21 protein-coding genes are annotated in these 24915 nt (G+C 62.1%); 13 read left to right on the top strand and 8 right to left on the bottom strand.

Annotated features, from left to right (window positions below):
* Positions 1–41: 41 nt before the first annotated feature.
* The 9 genes from ACLHIH_RS11960 (at position 42) to ACLHIH_RS11920 (ending at position 10946) form a co-directional block, all read left to right on the top strand.
* On the top strand, positions 42–473 hold the full coding sequence (locus ACLHIH_RS11960; RefSeq protein ID WP_411317046.1) for a CPBP family intramembrane glutamic endopeptidase: 432 nt from the start codon (positions 42–44) through the stop codon (positions 471–473).
* A gap of 122 nt (positions 474–595) precedes the next feature.
* The gene (locus ACLHIH_RS11955) at positions 596–2041 is read left to right on the top strand and encodes a polysaccharide biosynthesis tyrosine autokinase (RefSeq protein ID WP_411317045.1); all 1446 of its coding nucleotides are present in this window, start codon (positions 596–598) and stop codon (positions 2039–2041) included.
* Entirely contained in the window at positions 2041–2640 is a 600-nt protein-coding gene (locus ACLHIH_RS11950) for a low molecular weight phosphatase family protein (protein WP_411317044.1), read from the top strand. Before ACLHIH_RS11955 ends, ACLHIH_RS11950 begins: the two co-directional genes overlap by 1 nt.
* A gap of 77 nt (positions 2641–2717) precedes the next feature.
* Complete coding sequence (locus ACLHIH_RS11945; RefSeq protein ID WP_411317043.1) at positions 2718–3623, top strand: hypothetical protein; 906 nt, start codon at positions 2718–2720, stop codon at positions 3621–3623.
* Positions 3624–3797: 174 nt separating this feature from the next.
* Complete coding sequence (locus ACLHIH_RS11940) at positions 3798–5180, top strand: sugar transferase (protein WP_411317042.1); 1383 nt, start codon at positions 3798–3800, stop codon at positions 5178–5180.
* A gap of 201 nt (positions 5181–5381) precedes the next feature.
* A complete protein-coding gene (locus ACLHIH_RS11935; RefSeq protein ID WP_411317041.1) occupies positions 5382–6800 on the top strand; it encodes a Coenzyme F420 hydrogenase/dehydrogenase, beta subunit C-terminal domain in 1419 nt (472 codons plus the stop codon).
* Positions 6797–7879: a polysaccharide pyruvyl transferase family protein gene (locus ACLHIH_RS11930; RefSeq protein ID WP_411317040.1), complete on the top strand. Its 1083-nt coding sequence runs from the start codon at positions 6797–6799 to the stop codon at positions 7877–7879. Before ACLHIH_RS11935 ends, ACLHIH_RS11930 begins: the two co-directional genes overlap by 4 nt.
* 8 nt (positions 7880–7887) lie before the next feature.
* Positions 7888–8880, top strand: coding sequence for a glycosyltransferase family 2 protein (locus ACLHIH_RS11925; RefSeq protein ID WP_411317039.1), 993 nt, complete (start codon positions 7888–7890; stop codon positions 8878–8880).
* Positions 8877–10946 carry an acyltransferase family protein gene (locus ACLHIH_RS11920; RefSeq protein WP_411317038.1) on the top strand — a complete coding sequence of 690 codons (2070 nt, stop codon included), beginning with the start codon at positions 8877–8879 and terminating at the stop codon, positions 10944–10946. The genes ACLHIH_RS11925 and ACLHIH_RS11920 overlap by 4 nt, the downstream gene beginning before the upstream one ends.
* A 171-nt stretch (positions 10947–11117) precedes the next feature.
* On the opposite strand, the gene ACLHIH_RS11915 is transcribed toward ACLHIH_RS11920, so the two are convergent.
* The 5 genes from ACLHIH_RS11915 to ACLHIH_RS11895 all read right to left on the bottom strand — a co-directional run bounded on the left by ACLHIH_RS11915 (position 11118) and on the right by ACLHIH_RS11895 (position 16384).
* The gene (locus ACLHIH_RS11915; protein WP_411317037.1) at positions 11118–12176 is read right to left on the bottom strand and encodes a polysaccharide pyruvyl transferase family protein; all 1059 of its coding nucleotides are present in this window, start codon (positions 12174–12176) and stop codon (positions 11118–11120) included.
* Complete coding sequence (locus ACLHIH_RS11910; RefSeq protein ID WP_411317036.1) at positions 12173–13465, bottom strand: lipopolysaccharide biosynthesis protein; 1293 nt, start codon at positions 13463–13465, stop codon at positions 12173–12175. The genes ACLHIH_RS11915 and ACLHIH_RS11910 overlap by 4 nt, the downstream gene beginning before the upstream one ends.
* Positions 13437–14573, bottom strand: a complete 1137-nt coding sequence (locus ACLHIH_RS11905; protein ID WP_411317035.1) for a glycosyltransferase family 4 protein — start codon at positions 14571–14573, stop codon at positions 13437–13439. The genes ACLHIH_RS11910 and ACLHIH_RS11905 overlap by 29 nt, the downstream gene beginning before the upstream one ends.
* A complete protein-coding gene (locus ACLHIH_RS11900; RefSeq protein WP_411317034.1) occupies positions 14570–15676 on the bottom strand; it encodes a glycosyltransferase in 1107 nt (368 codons plus the stop codon). Before ACLHIH_RS11900 ends, ACLHIH_RS11905 begins: the two co-directional genes overlap by 4 nt.
* Before the next feature lie 162 nt (positions 15677–15838).
* Positions 15839–16384, bottom strand: a complete 546-nt coding sequence (locus tag ACLHIH_RS11895) for a DapH/DapD/GlmU-related protein (protein ID WP_411317033.1) — start codon at positions 16382–16384, stop codon at positions 15839–15841.
* A 244-nt stretch (positions 16385–16628) separates the two neighbouring features.
* Between ACLHIH_RS11895 and gmd the strand changes: the two genes are divergently transcribed.
* The 3 genes from gmd to ACLHIH_RS11880 all read left to right on the top strand — a co-directional run bounded on the left by gmd (position 16629) and on the right by ACLHIH_RS11880 (position 20116).
* On the top strand, positions 16629–17660 hold the full coding sequence (gene gmd / locus ACLHIH_RS11890) for a GDP-mannose 4,6-dehydratase (RefSeq protein WP_411317032.1): 1032 nt from the start codon (positions 16629–16631) through the stop codon (positions 17658–17660).
* Positions 17645–18637: a GDP-L-fucose synthase family protein gene (locus tag ACLHIH_RS11885; protein WP_411317031.1), complete on the top strand. Its 993-nt coding sequence runs from the start codon at positions 17645–17647 to the stop codon at positions 18635–18637. Before gmd ends, ACLHIH_RS11885 begins: the two co-directional genes overlap by 16 nt.
* 153 nt (positions 18638–18790) lie before the next feature.
* Positions 18791–20116, top strand: coding sequence for a glycosyltransferase (locus tag ACLHIH_RS11880; protein ID WP_411317030.1), 1326 nt, complete (start codon positions 18791–18793; stop codon positions 20114–20116).
* 243 nt (positions 20117–20359) lie between these two features.
* On the opposite strand, the gene ACLHIH_RS11875 is transcribed toward ACLHIH_RS11880, so the two are convergent.
* Both ACLHIH_RS11875 and ACLHIH_RS11870 read right to left on the bottom strand, forming a co-directional pair.
* Complete coding sequence (locus ACLHIH_RS11875; protein WP_411317288.1) at positions 20360–20575, bottom strand: hypothetical protein; 216 nt, start codon at positions 20573–20575, stop codon at positions 20360–20362.
* Between the two features lie 301 nt (positions 20576–20876).
* Complete coding sequence (locus tag ACLHIH_RS11870) at positions 20877–21335, bottom strand: VanZ family protein (RefSeq protein WP_411317029.1); 459 nt, start codon at positions 21333–21335, stop codon at positions 20877–20879.
* Positions 21336–22103: 768 nt separating this feature from the next.
* On the opposite strand from ACLHIH_RS11870, the gene ACLHIH_RS11865 reads away from it, so the two are divergent.
* Positions 22104–22844, top strand: a complete 741-nt coding sequence (locus ACLHIH_RS11865) for an SGNH/GDSL hydrolase family protein (protein ID WP_411317028.1) — start codon at positions 22104–22106, stop codon at positions 22842–22844.
* 500 nt (positions 22845–23344) lie between these two features.
* On the opposite strand, the gene ACLHIH_RS11860 is transcribed toward ACLHIH_RS11865, so the two are convergent.
* Positions 23345–24745 carry a hypothetical protein gene (locus tag ACLHIH_RS11860; RefSeq protein ID WP_411317027.1) on the bottom strand — a complete coding sequence of 467 codons (1401 nt, stop codon included), beginning with the start codon at positions 24743–24745 and terminating at the stop codon, positions 23345–23347.
* Positions 24746–24915: the final 170 nt, after the last annotated feature.

Raw genomic sequence — 24915 nt, 5'->3', positions numbered from 1 at the left:
ACCTGCTGTGGGGCGTGGGTGCCGGACTGCTGTGCCGAGCGGTGGCGACCGGTCTCGAAATCGCGGTCTACGGCGGCGCCGCAACGGGGGCGGTGCAGTTGGGTGGCCCGATCACCCCTGATCGACTTACTCTCTGGTTGGTCGTTGCCGTTTTGGCGCCGCTGCTCTACGCGCCGATGATCGAAGAACTCTTTTTTCGCGGCCTCGTCGTGCGCTCGATTGCCGGGGGCGTCGACAACCCCATACCTGTCGGCGTTGCTGCACTCGCGATCGCCGCGAGCAGCGTCGGTTTTGCTCTCATCCACTTGATCGGCGTGACGTCTGTCACGACGATCATGGTGCTCGGCGGATCGACTCTCGTGTTCGGCTTCGCTAGCGGACTGCTCGCGATTCTCACAAAGAGATTAGGCGCGAGCATTACCGCTCACGTGACGTTCAACGCACTCGTGACGGTTCCGATGCTGCTCGCCTGAGAAAGCTGGTCGCGCTCGAGCCCAAGGGATTCTCTCGGTGAACCCGCTGTGACGACATCCGTGCAAAAATACCTCGCGGGGGCACGATTTCGGCCCGTGTGCACACGACGAGAGGCCGCCGCGTGGAACTTCGCGATTACATCACCATCCTTCGCAAGAGTTGGGTGATGATCGTGCTGCTCACTCTCGCGGGGGTCGGTGCAGCGTCGGCATACTCGCTTCTGCAGACGCCGACGTATAGCGCCACCTCGAAAGTGTTCGTTTCGACCCCGTCGACCGGAACCACGTCTGAACTGGCTCAGGGCAACAGCTTCACCGTGCAGCGGGTGGTGACCTACTCGGATCTTGCGACGACCCCGATTGTTCTGCTGCCCGTGATCGCATCGCTCGAGCTCAATATTCCTGCGGACACTCTCGCTGGGCGGATTACCGCCTCAGCCCCGCTCGACACGTCGATCATCGACATCACCGTGACCGACACTGATCCCGTTCGAGCGGCCGAGATCGCGAACGCGACGTCGCAAAGTCTCACCCGGGTAGTCGAAAACATCGAAACGCCTGACGCTGTCGACGCGGTGACGCCGGTCAAGCTCACGCGAGCACAGGAAGCCACCGTGCCCTCGACTCCCGTGGCGCCGAACGTGCCCGTCAATATCGCTCTTGGCTTCTTGGTCGGCCTTGCGCTGGGAGTCGGCGCTGCCGTGTTGCGCGAGACCCTCGAGACTCGCGTGCGCAACGAGCGCGATGTCGAGCAGATCACCGACGTGCCGATTCTGGGCGGCATCGTCTTCGACTCGAAGGCGCAAGAGAGACCGCTCATCGTGCACGTTGACCCGCGCAGCCCGCGCGCCGAGTCGTTTCGCACGCTGCGCACCAACCTGCAGTTTCTCGATGTGGGCCGCACCGACCGGAGCTTCGTCATCACATCGTCGATCGAGAGCGAGGGCAAGAGCACTACTGGCGCGAACCTCGCTATCGCACTTGCAGACACTGGCTCGCGGGTGCTTCTCGTCGACTCCGACCTCCGTCGACCGAAGGTGGCCGACTACATGTCGGTCGATGGCACGGTCGGGCTCACCGATGTGCTCATCGGGCGCGCCGATTTGCAAGACGTGATTCAGCCGTGGGGCCGCGCGAAGCTCTTCGTTCTTCCCGCCGGTCAGGTGCCACCGAATCCGAGCGAACTTCTCGGGTCGTCGGCCATGAGCAAACTCATCGCCGAGTTCAATCGGGCTTTCGACGTGGTTATCTACGACACTCCGCCACTTCTGCCGGTGACAGATGCCGCGATTCTCGCGAAGAACGTCGGCGGAGCAATCGTGGTGGTTGCCGCCGGTCGCACGCACAAGAATCACCTCAAGGGGGCAATCTCGGCGCTCGACAATGTGGGCGCGGCGATTTCAGGCATCGTTGTCACGATGCTGCCGACTAAGGGACCAGACGCCTACGGCTACGGCCGCTACGGCTACGGATACGAATACGGAGCAGAAGAAGAAAAACCAGCCATCTCGAAGACGAGCAAACGCGAGCGCAAAAAGCAGCTCAAGCGCACTGTTCGGACCGAGTAGTGACTAGCGAGCGCTTCTCCGTGCTCGTCGTCTGCACGGGCAACATCTGCCGCTCGCCCGTGGCCGAAATACTGTTGCATCAACGGCTCACCGCATCTGGCTTGGACGTCGCTGTCTCGAGCGCTGGAACACATGCCCTCGTTGACCATCCGATCACCGACCAGTCGTTGCGGTTGCTCGACAAGTACGGAGAACACAACTTCCCCGACTCTCTGACGCATCGGGCCCGTCAGCTGACCGCACCGATGGTGCAATCTGCAGACCTCGTGCTCACGGCCACGAGAGGTCAACGCCATGAGGTCGTGGCCATGCAGCCTCGTGCCTCTCGACGCGCGTTCACTCTCACTCAGTTCGCGCGACTTCTCGAGTCCGTCGATCTTGATGCAGCAGAGGTCGACGACCTACCGAGTCTGCTCACTGAGGTGGCAGCGATTCGCGGAATGGTCGCACCCCCCAGCACCCCCGAGCAGGATGACATCGTCGATCCTTTTCGCCGGGATCAAGCCGTATACGACGAGGCCGGGCACGCTATCGATGCTGCGATTTCGACGATTGTCTCGGTGTTCGTCGCAGCGCAGAATCAGCCGGAGAGACCCTGATGGCACGTTCGTCAAGGAGACAACCCCGAGACCTCTCGCGTCGACGCGGCTGGGTCTATGTCGCGATAGTCGCGTTCGTGATCGTCGACCTGGTTCTCGTAGCGTGGGCGATCAGCACGGTCGCCGCGCGCGACAACGCCGCCGGCGAACCTCGCACCGTCGCGATCGACCCGTTGTCGCCCACCCCATCTGCAACGCCGACCCCCGAGGTCTCCCCCGATACGGCCTCCGAGAGCTCCGCCCCGGCCGCGGTCGCGCCGACTAAGCTGCTCGCGGCGGTCGACCTCAACACGGCCTGGCGTGCAACGACGAGCGAATGCCCCGCAGCTGCGTCGCCGGAGGTGACGACTGACGGTGGCGCGACTTGGGTCACGACCGATGCGACCGCGGCGACCGGAATCACTGCTCTTCGTAGTATCGAAGCGTCTAGTGCGGCTGTCGCGTCGATGGTGGGGTTCGCTCAGTCTGATTGCACACCGCTCGCCGTGCGCACGTTCGTGGGCGGCAATGATTATGCGGTAAGCGATGAGCAGCTGTCGAACGCGTGGATCATCGACCCCGCCGACCCCTCGAGCATCGGCTCTCCCGCGGGCACCACCGCCGCACCGTGCCCGCAGGTCGTCGATGTCGAGGGTCGCGATGCGTCGAGCGTTGCAGCGCTGTGTGCAGACGGTTCTGTTTTGATCACGTCAGATGCCGCCAGCACGTGGTCGGCGGCCGCGGTTCCCCCCGGCACCATCGAGATCACAGCATCTCCCGACGGGTGGATGCTTGGCATAGCCGGTGATCCCGAGTGCCTGGGAGTGAGAACCGGCCTTCTCGGCGTCGATCTCGAGTGGACCACACTCGGGTGTGCTCCACTCGACCAGCGGACCGATGCGCTGCCCGGCACGGTAGCGATGTCGGTGGCTGACGGCGTGTTGTGGTTGTGGGCCGACAGCGGGCTATCGCGCAGCAGCGATGGCGGCGTGACGTGGTTGTAAATGGCCGTTCTCGCTGCGCTAATCTCTGACACAAGGTCACCGTCGACCGGTTGACTGACCGGGGGAAGAATGACCGCTCGTATGTTTACTTCAGAGTCGACAACCACCTCGTCGCGACATGAGGGAGATTGGCGCGAGCTCTACGCTCGACGCCTCGCTCTCTCTGATTTTCTCGTGCTCGCGTGGGTTGTCATCGGCGTCCAAATCGCGTGGTTCGGGCTCGACTCCGCGCAGCTCGCTATCTCAGGTGACACATGGTTCCTGGTCGTCAATTACACCGCGATATCGATTGCCATTATCGGAGCCTGGATGATGGTTCTGTCGTTCTTCGGAACCCGAGGCTACAAAGTGCTCGGCACCGGGCCGGAGGAATACAAGCTCATCATCGATGCCTCGATTCGTCTGTTCGGGCTCATCGCGATAATCGCGTACCTTTTTCAGGCGCAAATCGCTCGCGGCTACGTGCTCATTGCCTTCCCGCTCGGTGTTGCAGTGCTCGTGCTCTCCCGCTGGATCTGGCGTCAGTGGCTCTGCATGGAACGACGCCTCGGGCGGCGAGTGTCGAAGGTGATGCTTGTGGGATCGCTCACGTCTGCAGCACACATAGCGCGCGAGCTCGCCCGCGCTCCAGAAGCGGGTTATCAGGTGGTGGGTGCCTGCGTCGGCACGGGGGAGATCGGTGGCACGCTGCTCGATACTGGGGTGCCCATCATGGGCCGCCTCGACCAGGTACTCGCCTCGCTCGACGCGAGCGGGGCTGACACGGTGATCGTCACGAGTTCGGAGCAGCTGCCTCCCGACAAGATGCGCGAATTGAGTTGGAGCCTCGAACCCGGTCGCCGGCACCTCATCGTCGCACCGAGCCTCACCGACATTGGCGGGCCTCGAATCCACACGAGACCTGTCGCAGGCTTGCCCCTCATTCATGTTGAAACGCCTCGCTTCGAGGGCCGCAAGAGCCGAACAAAGCGTTCATTCGACATCATCGTCTCGGCGATGATCATCACACTGATCTCTCCCCTTCTCGCCATCATCGCTATCGGCGTTCGGCTCTCCGACTCCGGCCCGGTGCTGTTCCGGCAGCAACGGATCGGCATCGGGGGCCGGCCTTTCGTCATGCTGAAGTTCAGGTCGATGCGGCCCGATGCCGAGGCGCTTCTCGGCGAGCTGCTTGAGAGTGGAGCGTCGGAAGGTAACTCGGTGATGTTCAAGATGAAGAACGACCCGCGGGTCACCCCGCTCGGTCGATTCATGCGCCGATTCAGCCTCGACGAGCTCCCCCAGCTGTTCAACGTGTTCGGGGGCAGCATGTCTCTGGTCGGCCCTCGCCCGCCGCTCGAAAGTGAGGTGTCAGCATACGAAACGCATGTGCATCGCCGGTTCCTCGTCAAGCCGGGCATCACCGGGCTCTGGCAGGTCAGCGGACGCTCGCGCTTGTCGTGGGAGGACACCGTACGACTCGATCTTTACTACGTCGAGAACTGGTCGACAACAGGTGATCTCGTGATTCTATGGCGCACAGTCAAGGCGGTTCTCGGGCGCGATGGCGCTTACTAATCTGAGGCATCGACCACGCTTGCCTCGTGAAGTTCTCGTTAACCGGCACGGGGTTGGCAGCACATCAGATAGCGTCATACTCACTCCTCCGCGTCGGATCGGCACTGCTCTCTGCCGAGTTTCGCCGCGCAGGAGCGAGTGCAATCACGGCCGGGTGGTGGCCGAAGGGGGAACGACTGCGATGACTATGAGTGACGAGACGTGACCCTATCTACGTCCATCGATGAGGTCGTGGCGAACGGCGCCTGCATCGGGTGCGGCGGTTGCTCGACGGCGACCGACGGACGCATTCCAGTAGTGCTCGGCACACGCGGCCAGTATGTCGCCGATCTGACAGGGGTCTCCGACGCCGACCGAGCGATCGGCTCCAGGGTGTGCCCTTTCGCCGACGAGTCGCAGAACGAAGATGAGATCTCGACCGATCTCTATCCCGAACTCCCGCATGACGGTCGCATCGGGCGCCACGATACGTCGTTCGCCGGTCGGGTTCTCAATGATGGCGCGGTGGAAAAGAGCAGCTCGGGTGGTCTCACGACGTGGTTGCTCACCAAGCTGCTCGAATCCGATTCGGTCGACGGTGTGATCCACGTGGGCGACACCGACAACCCCCTTTTCGGCTACGTCGTCTCACGATCCGTTGACGACCTTCGTGCGGCGCGCAAATCGAAGTACTACCCGGCGAGCTTCGCTGAGGCTGTACGCAGCGTTAAGGGCGACGGCTTGCGATACGCCTTCGTCGGTATCCCGTGTGCCGTGCGCAGCATCCGTCTCGTCATGAAAGACGACGCCGAGCTCGCCGGTCAAGTGCGATACGCGATCGGTATTCTCTGCGGGCACCTCAAGTCGACTGCCTACGCGGAGTCTTTTGCATGGCAGCTCGGTGTCGAGCCAGCGAACATCGAAACGGTCGATTTCCGCATCAAGAACCGCGAGCTGACTTCTCGTCAATACGAGTTCGGCGTGCAAGACAAACGCGACCACCAGTGGCGCGCGACTCAGACCCTCGACCTTGTCGGTGGAAGCTGGGGGCACGCAGTCTTTCAGCCTGAGGCCTGCAACTACTGCGACGACGTCTTCGCTGAGACTGCTGACGTCGTGATCGGCGATGCGTGGTTGTCGAAGTATGAGATCGATTGGCGCGGCACGAACGTCGTGGTCACCCGCACCCCTGAGCTGAGCGCGATCTTCGCACGGGGCCACGGCGATGGCGAGATCATGCACGACGACCTCGACGTCGAGTCGACGGCGCGCACACAGGCGGGCAACTTCCGTCACCGTCGCGACGGACTCGCCGTGCGCCTCGCCGATGACGACGCGGCGGGACGCTGGCACCCCAAGAAAAGAGTGCAGCCCGGATACCCGGTGCCGCCCGAGCGGGTCGAGCTGATTCGCGAACGCCGAGCTCTTTCGGCGATGAGCCACGACGCTTTCGCTCGCGCGAAGGCGGCAGGCGACCTCTCGGTGTATCTCGATGCGGTCCTGCCGCTGATCGACAAATACCAATCGGGCACGAGGATGAGCTTCGTCGTGAGGGTGCGCAACAAGCTCAAGCGGGAGTCATGGAAGTTGCTCGGCAGGGCGCGAGCCCTGGTGCAGCGACGCAGCAGAGGGGCAGAATGACCAAGTCGAAGCAGATCGATGTCTATGTGATTTTGACGGGCGTCAGCGGCAATCTGGGCGATGCGGTGATTCGCCGTCGCGTGTTGAAATGGTGTCGAGGCTTGGGCCGAATTCACGCCTACATCGGCAAGACGACGCCCGGTTGGCTCGACCAGCTCGCACTCACTGCCGACGAAAAGGCCTACCCGGCTCGCGACCGTCGACAGTGGCTCAAAGGGCTTCTCTCAGGCGGCAGCAAGAAGGTTTTGGTGTTCGACCCCGGAGAGGTTCCCCTGGGTCGCGAGCACCTCAAATCCGAGATCATGTTTCTCGCCATCGTGCTTGCCGTGAGGCTGCGCGGGGGCATCGTGTTCCGCCCGCCCCGTGCTGTGGGCGAAGTGGACCGCCTCGTGGGGTTGCTCTACCGAATCTCGAGCAAACTCTCGAATGTCGTGCTCTGGAGAGAGCGCTCGTCACTCTCGCAAATGCGAGTGGGGCGTCTCGTGCCCGACACCGCGTTCGCCGAACCACGCGAAGAGGGTATGCCGTGGCCGGAACGCCGCGAGATCGTGGTGAGCATGCGGGGCAAGCGCGCTTTTCCTTCCGACGAGTGGTTCGCGGGAATCACCCGCTACGCCGTCGACAACGGTATGCGCATCGTGGCACTCAGCCAGGTTGATGAAGATGAGGTGCGCACAAAGCAGATCGCCGATCGCTTTGGTGACCTCGCCGAGTATGTCGCGTGGGGTACGCGCGGCGATCTCGACCACGAGAGGCTCGTGCGTCAGCGATACCTATCGAGTGCTATCGCCATCAGTGACAGGCTTCATGTTCTGATCCTCGCGGCTCAGGCCGGCGCGATGCCGGTCGAGATCGCGCACAGCCCCAAGCCAAAGGTCGAACAGCACTTCGCGACGATCGGCATGACGGGTCTGTCGCTGCGAAGCGACGGCAAGTCTGCTGACGAAATCACCGCCTTTCTCGCTAGTCAGCATGCGCGCCGGGCAGACCTCTCCACAAAGATGGCTGCGGCGGCAACCGCTCTGGCAGATGAGATCGCGTCGTTCAGGTCGACTGTCTCTTCTGGGCGCACGGGGTGACTCGCCCGATGTCCCTGGTGAGCGTGGTGCTCCCTCTGCACAACGCCGAGGGGTATCTCGATCGTGCAATCTCGCAGCTCGAAGCTCTCGACGCCAGCATCCCCTATGAGTTCATCGTCATCGACGATCACTCCACCGACGGCACGGCTGCTCGAGTTAAGCAGTGGGTCGACTCGTCCAGCTCGCGCGTGACGATCCATCACGCCACCGGCGCGGGTGTTGCGAATGCGCGCAACGAAGCGATGCGGCTGTGTTCGGGGGAGTTCGTGTGGTTCGTCGACGCCGACGACAGTTGGGATTCACGGATTGTCACCGAGATGGCAGCTGCGATCGGCAGTGCCGATATCGCCGCATGCAATGCGCGCAAAGTAAACGACACGGGTGACGAGGTGGGGCTAATCGACGATGCGCCCCGTCTCGAGTCGATCTCGGGCGAAGAGGCGTTTCTGCGCATGCTCGAGGGCACACTTCAAGGTCACCTCTGGAACAAACTCTTTCGCCGAGAGTCGCTGCCATTCGACATGTTCCCTTCAACGAGAGCGCACTCCGACATGGGTGCGTTGCTCGCCCTCCTGCCACGCCTCGCTTCAGTGCAACTCGTGCCCGCGTCGCTCTATGCCTACGCACTTCACGCCGGCTCGATACTCAACAGCAGAAAATACAACTGGGATGATCTCGAGCGGTGTTACGAGATCGCTGCGGCAGGCGCAGCCACCCTGCACGATGCCGGTCGCACGCGCCGAGCTCTCGTTTCTTTCAAATACCGCAACGTAGTGATACCTACAGCCAACGAGATCGCGAGGCGGAGGACGCACTACGACTCGTCGGAGGCGAGAAGGCTGCGTCGTCGAAACCGCGACCGTATGTCCTTCTCAGAAGTGTTCGAGCTGCGCGGATCGACCGGCTCGATGGCTCGCTCCGTTTTGCTTGCTGCGTCACCGACTCTGTACGACCTTGCCTACCGAGCAACTAAGTCACGACGGTGGACCGCGATCGTATGAAGCAATCACTTACGCAGACAGCTCATGTCGCAACCGTCACCTCGCCCGGCGAGGCTGGCCCCTCGTCTGAAAAGCAGACGGCATCGTTCGCGCGCCAGCCGTTCCGCCCCGACATTCAGGGGCTGCGCGGATTAGCTGTCGCCCTTGTAGTTCTCTATCACGGCGGTCTTCCGTTCCTCCCCGGCGGGTACATCGGTGTCGATGTCTTTTTCGTGATCTCAGGATTCTTGATCACGAATCACCTGCTTGCAAGTCTCGACCGCGACGGCCGCATCTCATTCGCGCAGTTCTACGCCAAGCGAGCACGCCGCATTCTGCCGGCATCGTTCGCTGTGCTCATCGCTTCTATGGTCGCGGGCTTTATGTTCTTGCCGCCCCTCGCTCGAGAGCGCATATTTGAAGGGGCAATCGCAACCGCGCTGTATGTGCCGAACTTGTTCTTCGCGAGAACTGGAACTGACTATTTGGCGGAGACAACTCCGTCGCTATTTCAGCATTATTGGTCCCTTGGAGTGGAAGAGCAGTTCTACCTGATTTGGCCCGCGATGCTCGCGCTCGGCTTCTTGATCGCCCGAAGATCGAAGCGTGGCCTCTTTGCCATGGTGGTCGCCTTCGCAGCGGTGTCGTTTGCTGCCTGCTTGGTTCTCACCACGATCTCGCAACCGTGGGCTTTCTTCTCACTTCCCACCCGGGCGTGGGAGCTTGCGGCGGGCGGGATTCTCGCCTTTCTCATCAACCGCGCGGCGTCGTTGAACCCTTCGGTGTCGGCGATTATGGGATGGGTTGGGCTCGGTGGGCTCATTGTGGTCGGCAGCACTTTCTCCTCCGCCACCCCGTACCCGAGCGTAATGACAGCCATTCCCGTCGCCCTTACGATGCTCGTGCTGATCGCAGGAGCGGCTCCCGCGAGGTTCGGCCCGGGTGTCGTGCTTAGAACCCGCGGCATAGTCTTCGTCGGTACTATCTCCTACTCGCTCTACCTCGTCCATTGGCCTCTCTTGGTGATCTTCGAGCAGCACGATGGGCTCGGGAGGGAACTGCCCCTCGTCATGAGCCTCGGACTTTCCCTACTCGCTGTGCCACTCGCCTACTGCTGCTACCGGTGGATCGAGCTTCCGGGGATACGAGGCTGGCGCCTAGCTGGCGCGCGACCTAGATTTACAGCTTTTGCTGCGGGCGCCCTCACAACCGCGGTGGTTGCTTCATCGCTGTTCGCTCTTCGCGCCACCGAAAGCATAGATATTGAATCCGATCGGGCAGCGACAACGTTGACGACCACGGAGACCCCCGTGTTCACGGACTTTGTCCCCACGAATCTCAGCCCGACACTTCGAGCCGCCTCCGGCGACAATCCAATAATTTACGCGGATGGCTGTCACGCGGACGATGCGCAGACCGAGCCACTTGGTTGTCGATACGGAACTGGTACAGCGCCCGTCAAGGTTGCTCTTTTTGGTGATTCACACTCGGCCCAGTGGTTTCCCGCGCTCGAACGGCTCGCCGCCGAGGGGCTGATCGATCTCAGAGTGGACACCAAGAGTTCATGCCCCTCTGTAGACGTAGAGAAGTTGTACCTGGGCAATCCATACGTTGAGTGCGACAAGTGGAGGTGGGCAGTAATAGAGGAACTAAACGAAGAAGCGCCCGACGTCGTGATCCTCTCCAGCTACTCTCGAAGTGACGGTTTTGAGAATCTCACAGCGTCGAGATGGGCGAACGGGCTTGATTTAACCCTGGGGGCTCTTACAAATGTCGGCGAAGTTGCAGTGATACGCGACACGCCACTTCTTGGTGTTCAGCCCGCGACCTGTTTGTCGGCGCAAATCAACGATGCTTTCGCCTGCGGCACGACAAGGGAGGAAGGTCTGAGCGGGCAATACTCAGATGAAGAAGCCGCAATCGTCCGACAGCGTGGTGGGAAATACATCGACCTCACGGATCAAATCTGCGGCGACCGTTGCGAGCTAATCACCGGGTCCACACTGATTTACAGAGACTCGAATCACCTCACCGCGACGTTCGTCGCTGGTCTGTCCGATGAGCTAGGTTCTCAGATCCTCAACTAGCGGAGAAGCACAGCAGTTGTCGCTCAAGAAGTGCGCGATCCGTATGCCGACTGCTGGTGCAAGGAAGCGCGCCAAGCCAGATCGACGAGCGATCGAGCTCGCGATAGCGCTAGCTAGGTGAGTTCAAGACGGTGTTGACATTGCGATGGGAGTCTGACGCAGCGCGGCAGCCTAGGTCCTTGCCAGCACTCGCCGAACCCCATCGACAAGGCTCAAGAGGTCATTGCGCGCTCGCACTCCCTCAGTCCTTAATTGTCTGCGCAGATCTTCGAAGCCGATCTCATCAATGCGCGAAACCGAACTGGGGTTGTCTCGATCGACCTGAACAAATGGGAGTACCCCTTCGAACGCAGCACTGATCTTACTTGGCTCACCCGCAGAGGTGAACGCAATTGGGACTGCGCCGCCCACAACACCGAATAGGGCGACATGGAGGCGATCCGTTACCACGAAGGCGCTTGCTTCGTAGACGCGACGGACTGCCAATAATTGCTCGGCATGTGTGCGAGCTCCCCATTCGAAAGCCTGGGCTCCGAGGCGGCTGGCCAGCAAGCGATGTTGCGCGTCATCCCGTTGCACCTGTGACACGAAGACTGGCTCGAGGCCCTCGGTCCGCGCCCACTTGATGAGGGCACCCAACACGTCGTCGCTAACTTTGCGATCGTAGCGAATCGAAATTGTGAAATAGCGCGGTTCCAGCGCGACCCTGGGTGCCTCCAAGAGCGCAATGTCCGGAGAGTTCCTGATTGGAAGGCCGAGCGCATCGGCAGTTCGGAGATCTCTCGCGACATAAATCGCCGAGGCCTTTGCTACCGATCTTTCTGCTGCAATGGCAAGACGATGAGTCCCACGCACGGACTTGCCCACTGTGATTGATGGGCCGCCGCGCAGCCCCGCGACCCGAATGGCGACCAGGCTCGCGAACGACCGAACGGCGGAGCGAAAGGTATTGGCTGGATAAGGGCCGGGCGGAAAAATAAGCGCGGAGCGTCCACGAAGACTCTCGACAAGAAATCTGAGACCGAGGCGGACCGACGATCGATAGAGGCGTGTGCCTGGCGGGAAGGTGAACGCGTCGACGTAGTCGCTACTCATGGCCCCTAGGCTCACGTGGAGGCGAGTTGAAGGGCCGGAAACCATATTCAGCATCTGCTGGCGTATCTCAATATCTCCGAGATTGTCTTCCTGGGCGGCGACGGTGCAGAACACCTCACGCACTTTGCTGATCAAGGGTTTTCCTGCCTGTTTCGGTCGACAAAAAAGTAGTAGCCGATGACGGTCGCAACCGCCTGAAGCATGAAGGTCATGCTCAGCGCTCCCGCCGCGCCGATTGCACCCCACGCTGCCGATGCGATGGCAACCGCTGTCAAGCAGATGATCGCAGACGACGTGGAGACCGTAGCGACGAAGTGTTTGCGCCCGGCACCCTGAAGGAGTGCAGAAAAGAGCGAGATCGCAGCCGCGAATGGCAGTCCTGCCACAACGATCATCACTGCGGGTACCGAGTTCGCATAGTCGGCCCCGAGCAGCAATGGCACGCCCCACGGGGTAAGGAGAAACACCACTGCGTAGAGGGCAGTAGAAATCAGAAGCGCAACAACACTGAGCTTCGCCAACGATCTCATGTCGCGACGCGAACCACTTAGTCGTGACGCATTCGGCAGAAGAACGTTGCCAAGCGTCGTCGGGAGGATCCGCAATGGGCTCGTCAGCCGACTTGCAACCGAGAAGTATCCCGCTTGCGTCGGGCCGGCGAAGCCGGCGGTGACAGCCGCGTCGAGATTTCGCGCTTGAGTGGCTAATGAGTGGAGCCAGTAAGGCCAGCTCGCCTTCAGAAGTTCCGAGTACCGGATGCTGGCGGGCACTGTCACCCGGCGTCGAACGTATGCGTTGGCGAAGACCGCAGATCCGACGGCTGCAACCGCCGTCGATATGGCGAAAGCGAGCATGGCATCGATCACTGGAGCAAGCGCCACAAAGAGGATGATCGCGACGCTTCGCCGAGCAATGAGGTTGATTGAGTTGACCTTCACGTCGCCATCAGCGAAAGCGATCGCCAGCCGAACGTCTGCAGTCCGCTCCATGCTTATCCACACGGCCAGAGGAAGAAGCAGAAGGAACCTGGGGTCTACCAGCCACCCGACCAGCGCCAGAACGAGAGCACTGATCACGGCCATCAAAGCAGAAGTAAGAGTGTTGAATCGAAGAGCGGTTCGAATTGATCCGCTCTCGGGGTTGGTTGCGCGTTCGCGCGTAATGAACGTCGACACCCCGAAATCAAGCCCGGTCTGAACGACCGTTGCGATGCCGAGCACACTTGCCAGGAGGCCGAACTCAGCCGGTACTACCGCGCGCGCTGCAAGCACCAGAAGTCCCGCCTGAAGAAGCGCAGCGACGATCCTGCCACCTGAAGCCCAAGCGAATTGGCCCGCAAGACGCCGTCCTCGCTGCACCACTACTCGGTCTTCCGAGAAAGCGGCATCGAATGACTCACCGGGTAAGCCCCGCCACAACACCATCAACGAAACGGCTCGCGCTTTGCTCGACCGAGAAGGCCCGGCCTTTCGCTGCGGCGGCGTCGGACATGCGGCCTCGGCGCTCTGTGTCGGCGATCAGCCCCGAAACGCCGTCGGCAAATGAGCGCGGGTCGAAGTCGGTCCAGATCGAATCGATTCCGTCCGTGAGGTAGTCGGCTTCGGGTGCGTGAAAGGGGTAGCGAGTCGTCGCTATCGGTAGCCCGAGCGCGAGCGCGTCGACCGCCACGAGTCCGATTCTCCCAGGCATCAGCACAAGATCGACGGCGAGGGAGAGCTGAGCAAGAGCCGAGGCATCAACACTGCCGATCATCCGCACATACTCGCGCGCCGAGGCCATCGAGCGAACAGACGATTCATCGGGCCCGGCGCCGGCTATCACGAGAACGAATTCGGGGTGGCTGGCGTGGATGAGATCCGCTGCCTCGAAGAGCATCGGCAATTGTTTGGGTGCGTCGAGGGCACCGACGAACAGTCCGACAAAGGCGCCATGCAAGCCATGTGCCTGGCGTACTTCGGCTTCCGCGTTCGGGCCCAGATTCGCGAGCGCAGCAAGGAGGCGCTTCGTATCGGTGCTGTTCTGCACAACAGTGACGTCAGAGCCCGGTGTGCCGCGTGCGACGAGGTGCTCCTTTCCCCCGTCCGTATAGGCGAACACGTGGGCACTTCGACGGCACAACCACGACTCGATTGCTCCGTCGAGCTTGAAGTTCGATGCCGTGTAATTGCGCCCGTGCCCCCAGAGCATGAGGTGCACCCGCGGATCAAGCGCGAGTGCGTAGGTCTCGAGGTTAGTGCTCGCGAGACCCGCCACGACGGCACGCGCACTTCGTGCCCGGTGAGCGATGTTGCGAAAGGTCAGGTTGCGGCGACCCAGTGAAAGTCGGTGTTGATCGATGGCGACAGACCACGGCCCAGACGATGCATTACCTCGCGCGGCAACGCGACCGGTCGGTTGCGCGTGCCACACCTCAAGCGTCAGGTCGTGCTGAGCGAGACCCGCCGCGACAGCATCGAAGAAACCGCGGCGATAGCTCGGGACGAAAGGTTGCACAATCCCGATTACGTTGCTTTCTTGTACGCCGCGACTCATGTTCGCCCCGGTGTCGCAGAGCGGTAGGTCGTCTCAAGTGACGTGGCTACCGCGCTTATATCGAGCTGCTCTCGGAGGTATCGGTAGGCGCCTTTGCGAAGTGATTCAGCCAACGCTGGACTGCGCAGAACTTCGCGAACTGCGTCGGCGAGTTGTTGCGGCGAACCGTCGGTCACTATCGCCGCGCCATACCTCTTGCAGTCCTCTGCAATGCCGAGTGAGTCTGTGCACACAGTCGGGGTTCCCGATGCGAAGGCCTCGAGCATCGTCATCGGAAAGACCTCACCTGTTGATGGGAGCACGAAGACTCGTGCTCTGCGGAGTCGGTCGGATGTCTGCGATGGGGCGAGAGCCCCCTCCAGGTGCACTTTCCAGGTGAGGCCGGAATCCGTGATTTTCTTTGCGACCGCTGCTTGGTCGCCCTCATCGGGCCCGACAATCGAGAACCGCGTCGCCGGGTGATCATCGACCAGCAGCGCCGCCATCGCGACGAACGCTGTCGCTCGTTTGCGTGGGTGCAGCCGCGCGAGAAAAAGCACATCCTCGGGCCTCCCGTCGAGCGACGGCAGCTCGAGCACGGCCACTCCATTCGACACGCGCGACACGGTCGAGCCGGGTGCGACCAGGTGCAGCTCAATATCCTCTGCGCCGGTGAGGCTCAACACGGTCGAGGCTCGACTCAACGTGCGCTTTGTGGCGAAGAGATCAAGCACTCGCGCAAGCGGTTTGCTCGAGCGGTCGATCATTCCATGAGGCTGAATGACCGTCGGCACCCCCCGACGTTGCAGCGCCATCGCGGCAGGCAGCGTTACCAGATCGCGGGCCATGTGGACGTGGGCGATATCGAACTGGGTCGCGTGTCGGCTTAGATACCGGGTCAAGCCCCGCGCATGCATGCTCGCGAACCCAAGGGGCGACGCGATCATACGCGCCGGAAATAATTTCTGGACAAACCCGTGCAGAGTCGACTCGACTACCTCGTCATCGGGCGACCCAGCAAACACGGTCACGTCGTGGCCGAGCTTTGCAAGGGCGGCGCTCTGGGCGAGCGCGACAGTAACCGGGCCACCGAATGCGCCGTCGGGCGAGATGTAGGTGACCACTTGCGCAATTCTCATGAATGACCGTCCCCGCCGGAGGCACATAACCCGTATTCGACGGCACAAACCGTCTCGCCGCTTGATTCAAACCAGATCAAGCCAGTCCCTCCGTGTAGCGCGTCGCGCCATGCCCGGCCACCGTAGCGACATGTTGTGAACACACTGTTACGACGCTCGCTCGCCCGCGGCGCGAACAGTGGCGCGAGGCGCGAGGACGCGCGCACCCTGCGGCACCGACTGGGTGACCAAAGCGGTTGCCCCGATCACTGCGCCCGATCCGATCGTCACCCCTCGCAGCACTGTCGCACGAGCAGCGATCCAGACGCCGTCGCGCACGTCGATGGGCGCGTTATCGAATTCAAAGGTCGCCGAATCAAACCGGTGACTGCCGGTGCAGAGAAGGGCGCTCTGAGAGATGCACACGTCAGAACCCAGGCTGATCGGCTCGAGGTTGAGCAACCATGCATCGACACCGATCCACACGTTGTCGCCAATGGTGAGCTTCCACGGCCAGTGAACCTTGACGTGCCGGCGAATCAGAACACCGTGGCCAATCGACGCCCCGAAGAATCGCAGCACGGTAACGCGAAGAGTGGATGGCGACCACATCCGTTCGACAATGAGGGATGACGCGATCACCCACGCGAGCTGCCACGCGAAGCCACGCCCCTTGTCGTAACCCGACCCGGTGAATCCACCCAGACTGATCATGTCCACCCTCCGTATTGCGCGACTGCGCGGACGCACTATTGCCGAAACTCGCCGGGCGCAACCCCGTGTGCGCAGCGCTGGTCGCAAACACCCCCGCCAGTAGAAAGGCTAGCTCTACTGAGCCGGGACACGAGCCGGAGCGCCGTGTTAATCCGCGCGCAACACCGGGCGGCTATGCTCAAGACCGCATCAGTGCCGCCGAGGGTCAACGGCATATGTGGTGAACGAAACGGGGGATGTTTTTTTGAGCAAGCGCGCGTTCATCACCGGGATCACGGGGCAAGACGGGTCCTACCTAGCTGAGTTGCTCCTTTCGAAGGGGTACGAGGTTCACGGCCTCATCCGTAGGGCGTCGACGTTCAACACGTCGCGCATCGACCATCTCTATGTCGACCCGCACGAGCCTTCGGCCAAGCTGTTTCTGCACTACGGCGACCTGAGCGACGGTGGACGGATGGCCACTCTCCTCGCGAGCATCAACCCTGACGAGGTTTACAACCTCGCCGCCCAGTCGCACGTGCGGGTGTCGTTCGATGAGCCCGAGCACACCGCCGACACCACTGGAACCGGAACGATCCGGTTACTCGAGGCCGTGCGCATGGCCGCCATCGACACGCGGTTCTACCAGGCCTCGAGCTCGGAGATGTTCGGCGCCACTCCGCCGCCGCAGAACGAAGACACGCCGTTCTACCCTCGCTCGCCCTACGGCGTTGCCAAGGTCTACAGCTACTGGATCACCAAGAACTACCGCGAGGCCTACGACATGTTCGCGGTGAACGGCATTCTCTTCAACCACGAGTCACCTCGCCGTGGTGAGACGTTCGTGACACGCAAAATCACTCGTGCCGTCGCCGCCATTCAGGCGGGGGGGCAAGACCATGTCTATCTCGGCAACCTCGACTCGGTGCGCGACTGGGGCTATGCCGCGGAGTACGTCGAGGGAATGTGGCGCATGCTCCAGGCCGATGAACCCGAGGATTTCGTTCTCGCGACCGGTGGCAGCTTCACCGTGCGCGACTTCGTCGAAGCGTCGTTCAGCCGCGCCGGGCTCGACTGGGAGAAGCACGTCAAATTCGACGAGCGCTACCTCCGACCCACCGAGGTCGACGCCCTCGTCGGTGACGCATCGAAAGCGAAAGACAAGCTCGGTTGGACGCCCGAGGTCGACACCGCAGAGCTCGCCCGCATCATGGTCGATGCCGACATCGAAGCACTTAGGCACGAGGGCGGCGCGTGGGTGGACAAGCCCAGGTTGGCGTCGTGGGGAACCAAGTGACGGTGGGCGACTCCCCCGCCTACCTCCCCGCGAGTCTTGACCGCTCTGAGCCGTTCTACGTCGCCGGGCACCGCGGGCTCGCTGGCTCAGCGATCTGGCGTCTGCTCGAAGCCGGAGGTTTCACCAACCTCCTCGGTCGCACCTCGAGTGAACTCGACCTCAAGAACCGCGACGCGGTCTTCGCCTTCTTCGAAGCGACGAAGCCGCGATACGTCGTGCTCGCTGCGGCCAAGGTGGGCGGGATTCTCGCGAACAGCACCTACCCGGCCGACTTTCTCAGCGAGAACCTGCAGATTCAGGTCAACGTGCTCGATGCGGCCCTCCAGGCCGACGTCGAACGCCTGCTGTTTCTCGGGTCGTCGTGCATCTACCCGCGACTAGCCCCTCAGCCGATCACCGAGGACTCCCTTCTCAGCGGGCACCTCGAACCGACCAACGATGCATACGCCATCGCCAAGATCGCTGGCATCTACCAAGTGCAGGCGGCGCGCCGCCAACATGGCAAACACTGGATCTCGGCCATGCCGACCAACCTCTACGGGCCGGGTGACAACTTTTCGCCGCAGGGCTCGCACGTGTTGCCCGCCCTCATCCGGCGATATGACGAGGCCGCGTCGACCGGTGCGAGCAGTGTGACGAACTGGGGAACCGGGTCGCCTCGCCGCGAGTTCATGCACGTCGACGACATGGCCGCCGCGTGCCTGCACCTCTTGGAGCACTACGACGGCCCCGAGCAAGTGAACGTGGGCACGGGCACCGACGTCACCATTCGCGAGATCGCGGAAGCCATCGGCGAGGTCGTCGGCTACACGGGTGCAACCGAGTGGGACACCTCGAAGCCCGACGGCACCCCGCAGAAACTGCTGGATGTATCGAAGCTCGCGGCGTCCGGCTGGACAGCACAAATCTCCCTGTCGGAGGGCCTCGACTCGACGGTTCGTTGGTATCGGCAACATTTGCAATCACTCCGGGGATGAGTAGCATTTGAGTCAGCGCCGTCATCTCCCGAATGCACCCGCACTGATCGCTTATCTCACGGCAATATCGACGGAATGGGAGACTGAGTTGAAACGTTCCGACTCATCGGTGCGACAACACACGGTTATCGTGCAGCGGCCGTCGCCACACGAATGTCGGCGGTGACTGCGCCAGCTGAAGCCCGAGCAGCGTCGCTCGACAAGCCTCTCAACGCTCTCGTAGTCGGGCTCAACTACGCGCCCGAATCGACAGGAATCGCTCCCTACACGACCGGACTCGCCCGAGGGTTGAGTCGTCGCGGCCATCGAGTTCGCGCGATCGTTGCGCACCCCCACTACCCCGCCTGGAAGGTGCACGACGGTTACGGCGGGTGGACCACACGCGAAGCCCTCGACGGCGTCGACGTCACGCGAGTGCGCCACTACATTCCGACGAAGCCGAGCGGGATTCGCCGTCTTGTATCGGAGATCAGCTTCGGCCTACGGGTGAGCTTCACGCGTTGGGGCAACCCCGACGTGATCGTGTCTGTCTCCCCCGCGCTCTTCGCCACCGCCATAGCCGTCGTGCGCGCCAAACTGAGCCGGGCCGCGCCCGCGGTGCACGTGTGGGTGCAAGACATCTACGGGCTCGGGATGACCGAGACGGGTTCGGGAGGGCGGATGGCCGCGAAGATCGCCACCCTCGTGGAGAAGCACACCCTTCGAGCCGCCACGGGTGTTGTGGTCATCCATCCCCGATTTCGCGACCACCTCGTGTCATCACTCGGCGTAGACCCTGCCCGAGTGCGCGTGATTCGCAACTGGACGCACCTCGAACACCATTCTGAAACAGACCCGGCAGGCTTTCGCGCAGCCCAAGGGTGGGCTGCGGATGAAACCATCGTGCTGCACGCGGGCAACATGGGCGTAAAGCAGGGGCTGGCCAACGTGGTCGACGCGGCTCGGTTAGCCGATCGCTCGGGGCACAGGGTGCGATTCGTGTTGCTAGGCCGGGGAACCCAGAAAGACGACCTCAAAGCGCTTGGCGCTGATGTGACGCGGCTGCAGTTTCTGGACTCCCTCGACGACGCGGACTTTCAAGCCGCACTGCGCGCGGCAGACATCTTGCTCGTGAATGAGCTTCCCGGAGTCTCGGAGATGGCTGTGCCGAGCAAATTGACGTCGTACTTCGACGCCGGGCGGCCGGTGATTGCCGCAACGGACCCCGCGGGCGTCACGGCTGGCGAAATTTACGCGTCGAAAGGTGGGCGCGTGGTGAAAGCGGGCGAGCCACAAGCGCTACTCGACGAGGCACTCGCACTGGGCGCCGACCCCGCTCGGGCAGATGAACTCGGGGCGGCTGGGCACAAGTACCGGGTCGACGTTCTCGGTGAAGACGGCGCGCTCGCCAGTTTCACATCGTACTTTCGCCAAGTAGAAGTCGACGCTGGTGTTCGCACAGAGACAGTCGCGGTTGAAGCCAACCGGGTCGAAGCCTAGGTCGCGAGTTCGCCAGACGACCCCTGCTGCGACGCCAGACCCCGGAGCTACATCACTGAGTGCTGGTGCCACTCCATCGCGTGATTGCGCGAGCAGAATCGGTAGCTTCCGTAGGACTCTGTAGGCGCACTGACGCCTGTGCCGCAGAGCGCGCATCGACGCGCCCGCTCGGCTCGCCCCTGAACCATCTTTCGAATGACCCGAATTGGATCTTTCATAACTCCCCACCCCCGTGCGCTGCAGTTATGGGGTGAAGCATAGCGGGCGTGAGTGTCGTGCGAGTACGCCGGGAAGGGGCTTCGTCTTCCAATCAACTGCGGCCGACCTGCGTCCAGCTGCACACGCGGTTGCCTCAGGGTCGACGAGCACCGCGAACGACGGGGCCGGTTCGTCCTCGACGACGGTTGCGCCCGCCGCTACCGCAGCGGGGATGCGCGAGTCGACGAGCTCCGCCGGCAGCCACAGGTCGAAGTGCCAGCGCTGCCGGGAAGTCTCGTGCGGCTCGGTCTCTTGAAATCACAGCGAAGATCGACGGCGGGGCCCGTGGTACGCACGCCCAGAACCTGGCCTGAATCGATGGCGATGTCGTCGATGCGGGTCAGAAGCTGAGCCGCCTGACGATACCCGTCGGCGAGAAAGCGAGCGTTGAGAGCCTGCGCGAGCCGTCACCAATCAGTGAGGCCGGCGGCGGTGATGGCAGGCGTTGTCGAGGTGGTCCATCGACCCATCGTGCACCGGCAGTCGCTCAAACGGAAGGCACCTACCTGTCGAAAGCGGCGATGGCCGACGGTGCTTGCGCTGAGGCATGAGGCTCGTTCGCCCGAGACCCTCGTCGACCGATGACCACCGCGGCAGCCCCCAGGAGTGCGCCGATCGAGTTGGAGGCCACATCGGAGAGGGTCGAGAACCTCTGCTCGATGAACAGCAACTGCGTGAGCTCGACGGCAGCCGACAGCTCGAGGCATGCAACCGGCACCACCCACCACGGAATGCGTGGAAACGACAGCACCCCGAGCGCGCCGAGTGGAACGAACATGAGCACGTTCGCAGTCATCTCGATGCGGGTGTAGGTAACGACGGTGAGGCCTGCGTTGTTGAGAACACCGATGAGCTGGTGGAGATCACCGGCAACCGACCGATCGACCGGGGTGGGCCACAGAACCACGGCCAGACATGCCACCACGTAGAGCACCAACAGCGGGCGGGCGGCGTACACCATGCTCTACCTGCTCTCGGTCGTGACGATGCGAGCAGCGGCGACGGAACTCGGCGGGAATAGCGATCGATTGTACGCCGGGGGTAGACCCTGCTGTAGGCATTAGGTCCACAGCCACGCGTTTTGACACGCGCGCCAGCGAGCGCTCAACGTGGCTGGCTGAGTTAGATAGCAACAGGTCGGCGAGAACGCGGCAGCTTGCCGCATCTTCATTACATGACGTTGAACGAAGACGAGATCGTCCGACACCCAACAGATCTACTTACTGCCTTTTCCCGCAGCCGCCTTCGATGCCGATTCCGTTATCTAGGGCAAGCGCCTGGCAGTCACCCTCCGCGTTCTGGCACATCAGACCTCCGAATCCCACGCGCTGCCTGGTCGATTCCTCAACCTCGACGCACCAGTTTTTCCACGTGTGAACGAAGCTACGCTCAAGCCGAATGTCATCTGGGACACAGGAGGGATGAATAAGACGGGCAGTGCTGGCCTGTTCGCAAGAATCGAGATGAGTGAACGGTTGGCGCCATTCGCGGAGTAGTGGGATGAGACCGTCGTCAAGATCGGGGACGTGAGACCCCAGCAGCGCGGTTCGCTCCCTTGCGAACCAAGGCTGGGTCCTCGCCGTTAATCGAAACCAGAGGGACTCTGATCAATCACTTCAACGCCCCCTTCCATATCTTGCGAAGGCTGCCGCGACCGAGGTGCTGCAGTTCCTTGAAATGGTGGTGTTCGCCGCGCGTGATGCCTCAGCCCGGCGGTAGGATCGCGAGCATGTCTCGGGGGAAGAACGGCAACCGGTCGCGCCGGTTTAGTTGGGTCGACGAGAAGCTGCAGATCGCCTTGGTAGGTCTGGCTGCTGTCGCCGTCGGCGCGCTGTCCGTCGTCGCATTGACGTCGACGCGGCAGGTGGTCGCGACCGCCGAGCCGCGGACGGTCGACATCGGCAATCTTCGAGACTCGCGCCCACTCATCGCCTTTGTCGGTGACTCCTACACGAGCGGGTCGCAAATGGACAGTGGAGAGGAATTTCGGTGGCCGGCTCGCCTCAGTCGCGAGCTCAACCTTCGCGCCCAGCTCTTGACCTCTGCGGGCCGCGGCTATGACCTGGCCGACGAAGTGAACTTCTCCACCGTCATCGGCCCACTGTCGGCCGAAGCAGACACGGTCGTCCTGTTTGGGAGCCGCAATGACGACGGAGGCTATGAGGCGACTGCCGCTGGCGTGGAAGCTGTATTCGACGTCATTCAGGAGCGTGCGCCAGACGCGACCGTTGTCGTTGTCGGACCCCCGTGGGTAAACGGTCGCCCGCCGGAGTGGGTGCCGACCGCCCGCGATGCGGTGCGGGATGTTGCAGCGCAGAGCGGTGCGCGGTTTGTCGATCCGTTGGAGGAACGATGGTTTGCGGACACCCTTGGTCTGATCGGCGAAGATACTGTGCACCCGAACGATGACGGTCACACCTACCTGCTGGGCAAAATGCGCCCTCTGGTGATTGAGGCGCTCGGGGGTTAGGTGGGGGTGGCCCCGTGCTGTCCAGACAGTTAGTCCGTCGAGCGGCGGATGTCGGATTGGGACAAGCGCCCGGAGCAAGACGCGTCCCGGTAGATGTTCTTCTCGCCGCCGACCGGGCCGCCCGTGAAGCGGCCGAGCGTCTTGCCGTTAAGCCCATAAGCCCGCCGACTCGCGACCATTGTTTGCGGAGATGCCTTCGAGCTGAAGTACGCTGTCGTTGTCGGTCCTTCGAACGCGACACGTACGACGACCCGGTGCGGTTGTGGCGGGCGGCTGCACGATGAGCCGGTCTGCGCTGTTGAGGCTGTGTAGGAGTTGCCACATTCCGAGGGACTCCCAGAGGACGATCGACAGCACCGAAGTGTCTGCCGCAGCCGGTGCCGTGAGCGCCTTCGCGTGTCATCCGCTGTCGACCTTGTTCGCCGCTTCCACTTGCGCGAGTGCTGCTGCGATCGACCCGCCGAAGGACGAACGGGACCGCCACATCTGTTGGGACCTCGTCAGGCTGTGATGCGTCCCGAGCGCTTGCCGACGGAGTTGCGGATGGTGATGAGCAATAGTCCAGCCCCCTGCGCCATAAGCGCGAGGTAGACGTAGCGGACATCAGAGCGCAAGTTGTACTGGGCTGACTGAATGACGAAGATAAAGATCAGGCCGAGGGCGAGGATCACAATGAACCGGCCAAGGGTGTCGCCCAGGAGGCGGTCGTTTATTCGCTGGATAAGCCCTAGGACGGCACCCAAGGCGGCGAATACGGCAGTGAACACGACGGGTCCGTAGTTGATCAGCTCGCCAATCGCCGAGTAGGGCGTGAACTGGTTCAGTCGCAAGGAACGGGACACGTCGTACCACCCCGCCAGGTCGCCCGTAATTGGGTTGAGGGAAATCCAGAGAACCTCAATCGGGATTGGCGGTTGCGCAAAACCAGTCATCGCCGTGATCTTGAAGCCAGCTAGGAAGTTGTTGAAACTCGTCGCAATTACATCGAGCGACAGATCAAAGGCGGCCAAGCTGCCGATGTGGGGGATGATGCCGTGCAACTCTTGTCCCCGGAAATGCAGCGGCAAAGCGAGCGAGAGCAATGCCGTAATTCCCGCGAGGATCGCGGGGACGAGTGGGATCCTTCCCTTATTCGCCATGGCGTAGGCGAGGATCAGCAGGATTGGCAGCAACGCGAGGCGGCGGGTGCCAAGGGACACAAAGTAGCCCACGAAGCCAAGCATCAACATGAGCGCGTACAGCTTTACTGGTCCGCGGCGGGTGAAAAAAGCGATGCTGACGACGAGGAATGCCGCGATAGCAGCCATTGCGATTACTGCTTCGAAGCTCGAGCCACGACCGACAAGCCTGTTGACGCGGCTCATGAGGTCACTGAATCCCAGGAACGAAATGACGGCGAAAAGCTCGAGTGTCCCGAATACGAGGAACCATCCGGCGTACTTTGAGAGCGACCCGAGGTCAAAGATGTTCTGCGCGCCGCCACCACCGACACCCCCGCGCACGAACGCCGCAGCAGCGAGGGTCAGCGCACCCGCCAGCAGCATGGCGCTGGCTGTGGCGACTGCCATCTCGGCTGGAATGGCGACATCGATACCGCCGGTCCCACCTGCACCAACGAGCGCGTTGGTCAGAAGCAATCCGAGGATAGCCACGACTGCGAGGTATGCAGCGAAGTAGAACGACGGCGATAAGGCGATGGGGCTGAGCCGACGCCACGTCAGGCCAAGAGTGACGATGAATACCAGCAGTGCCGGCAGAAGTCCCGCGAAGTCAGGGTTAGCGAAGCTGACGACTGCGGCAAGGAGGACAGCGAGGATGCTCAGTGCGATCGTCGGGCCCAGAGCAGACCGCGACCCGAAACTCGTTCGCACCGATCTGACCCGCCCGATGCTAGTGGTCATAATTCACGAAGGCTACTTGGCAGACCATCGCGGGTCAAACGCCCAGATACGGTGTGGTGATCAAGCGAGTGGATGACGCGACAGAGAGAGCACGACCCCCCACCGCGATCGGCTATGGACTTATGCTCTTCCCCTGATCTATGCAGTCGGAGCATGGCTTGCAAATGGCA

It is taken from the genome of Marisediminicola sp. LYQ134 (genome assembly GCF_046599635.1).
Taxonomy (GTDB): Bacteria; Actinomycetota; Actinomycetes; order Actinomycetales; family Microbacteriaceae; genus Marisediminicola.
Note: the sequence above shows the minus strand (reverse complement) of the source record. Positions and strands in the feature narration are given on the sequence as shown.

Coding starts and splice junctions, on each gene's coding strand:
- ACLHIH_RS11930 (WP_411317040.1), top strand. CDS start 6,797: ATGACCAAGTCGAAGCAGATCGATGTCTATGTGATTTTGACGGGCGTC.
- ACLHIH_RS11925 (WP_411317039.1), top strand. CDS start 7,888: ATGTCCCTGGTGAGCGTGGTGCTCCCTCTGCACAACGCCGAGGGGTAT.
- ACLHIH_RS11920 (WP_411317038.1), top strand. CDS start 8,877: ATGAAGCAATCACTTACGCAGACAGCTCATGTCGCAACCGTCACCTCG.
- ACLHIH_RS11910 (WP_411317036.1), bottom strand. CDS start 13,465: ATGGTGTTGTGGCGGGGCTTACCCGGTGAGTCATTCGATGCCGCTTTC.
- ACLHIH_RS11905 (WP_411317035.1), bottom strand. CDS start 14,573: ATGAGTCGCGGCGTACAAGAAAGCAACGTAATCGGGATTGTGCAACCT.
- ACLHIH_RS11895 (WP_411317033.1), bottom strand. CDS start 16,384: ATGATCAGTCTGGGTGGATTCACCGGGTCGGGTTACGACAAGGGGCGT.
- ACLHIH_RS11880 (WP_411317030.1), top strand. CDS start 18,791: ATGTCGGCGGTGACTGCGCCAGCTGAAGCCCGAGCAGCGTCGCTCGAC.
- ACLHIH_RS11870 (WP_411317029.1), bottom strand. CDS start 21,335: ATGGTGTACGCCGCCCGCCCGCTGTTGGTGCTCTACGTGGTGGCATGT.
- ACLHIH_RS11865 (WP_411317028.1), top strand. CDS start 22,104: ATGTCTCGGGGGAAGAACGGCAACCGGTCGCGCCGGTTTAGTTGGGTC.
- ACLHIH_RS11860 (WP_411317027.1), bottom strand. CDS start 24,745: ATGACCACTAGCATCGGGCGGGTCAGATCGGTGCGAACGAGTTTCGGG.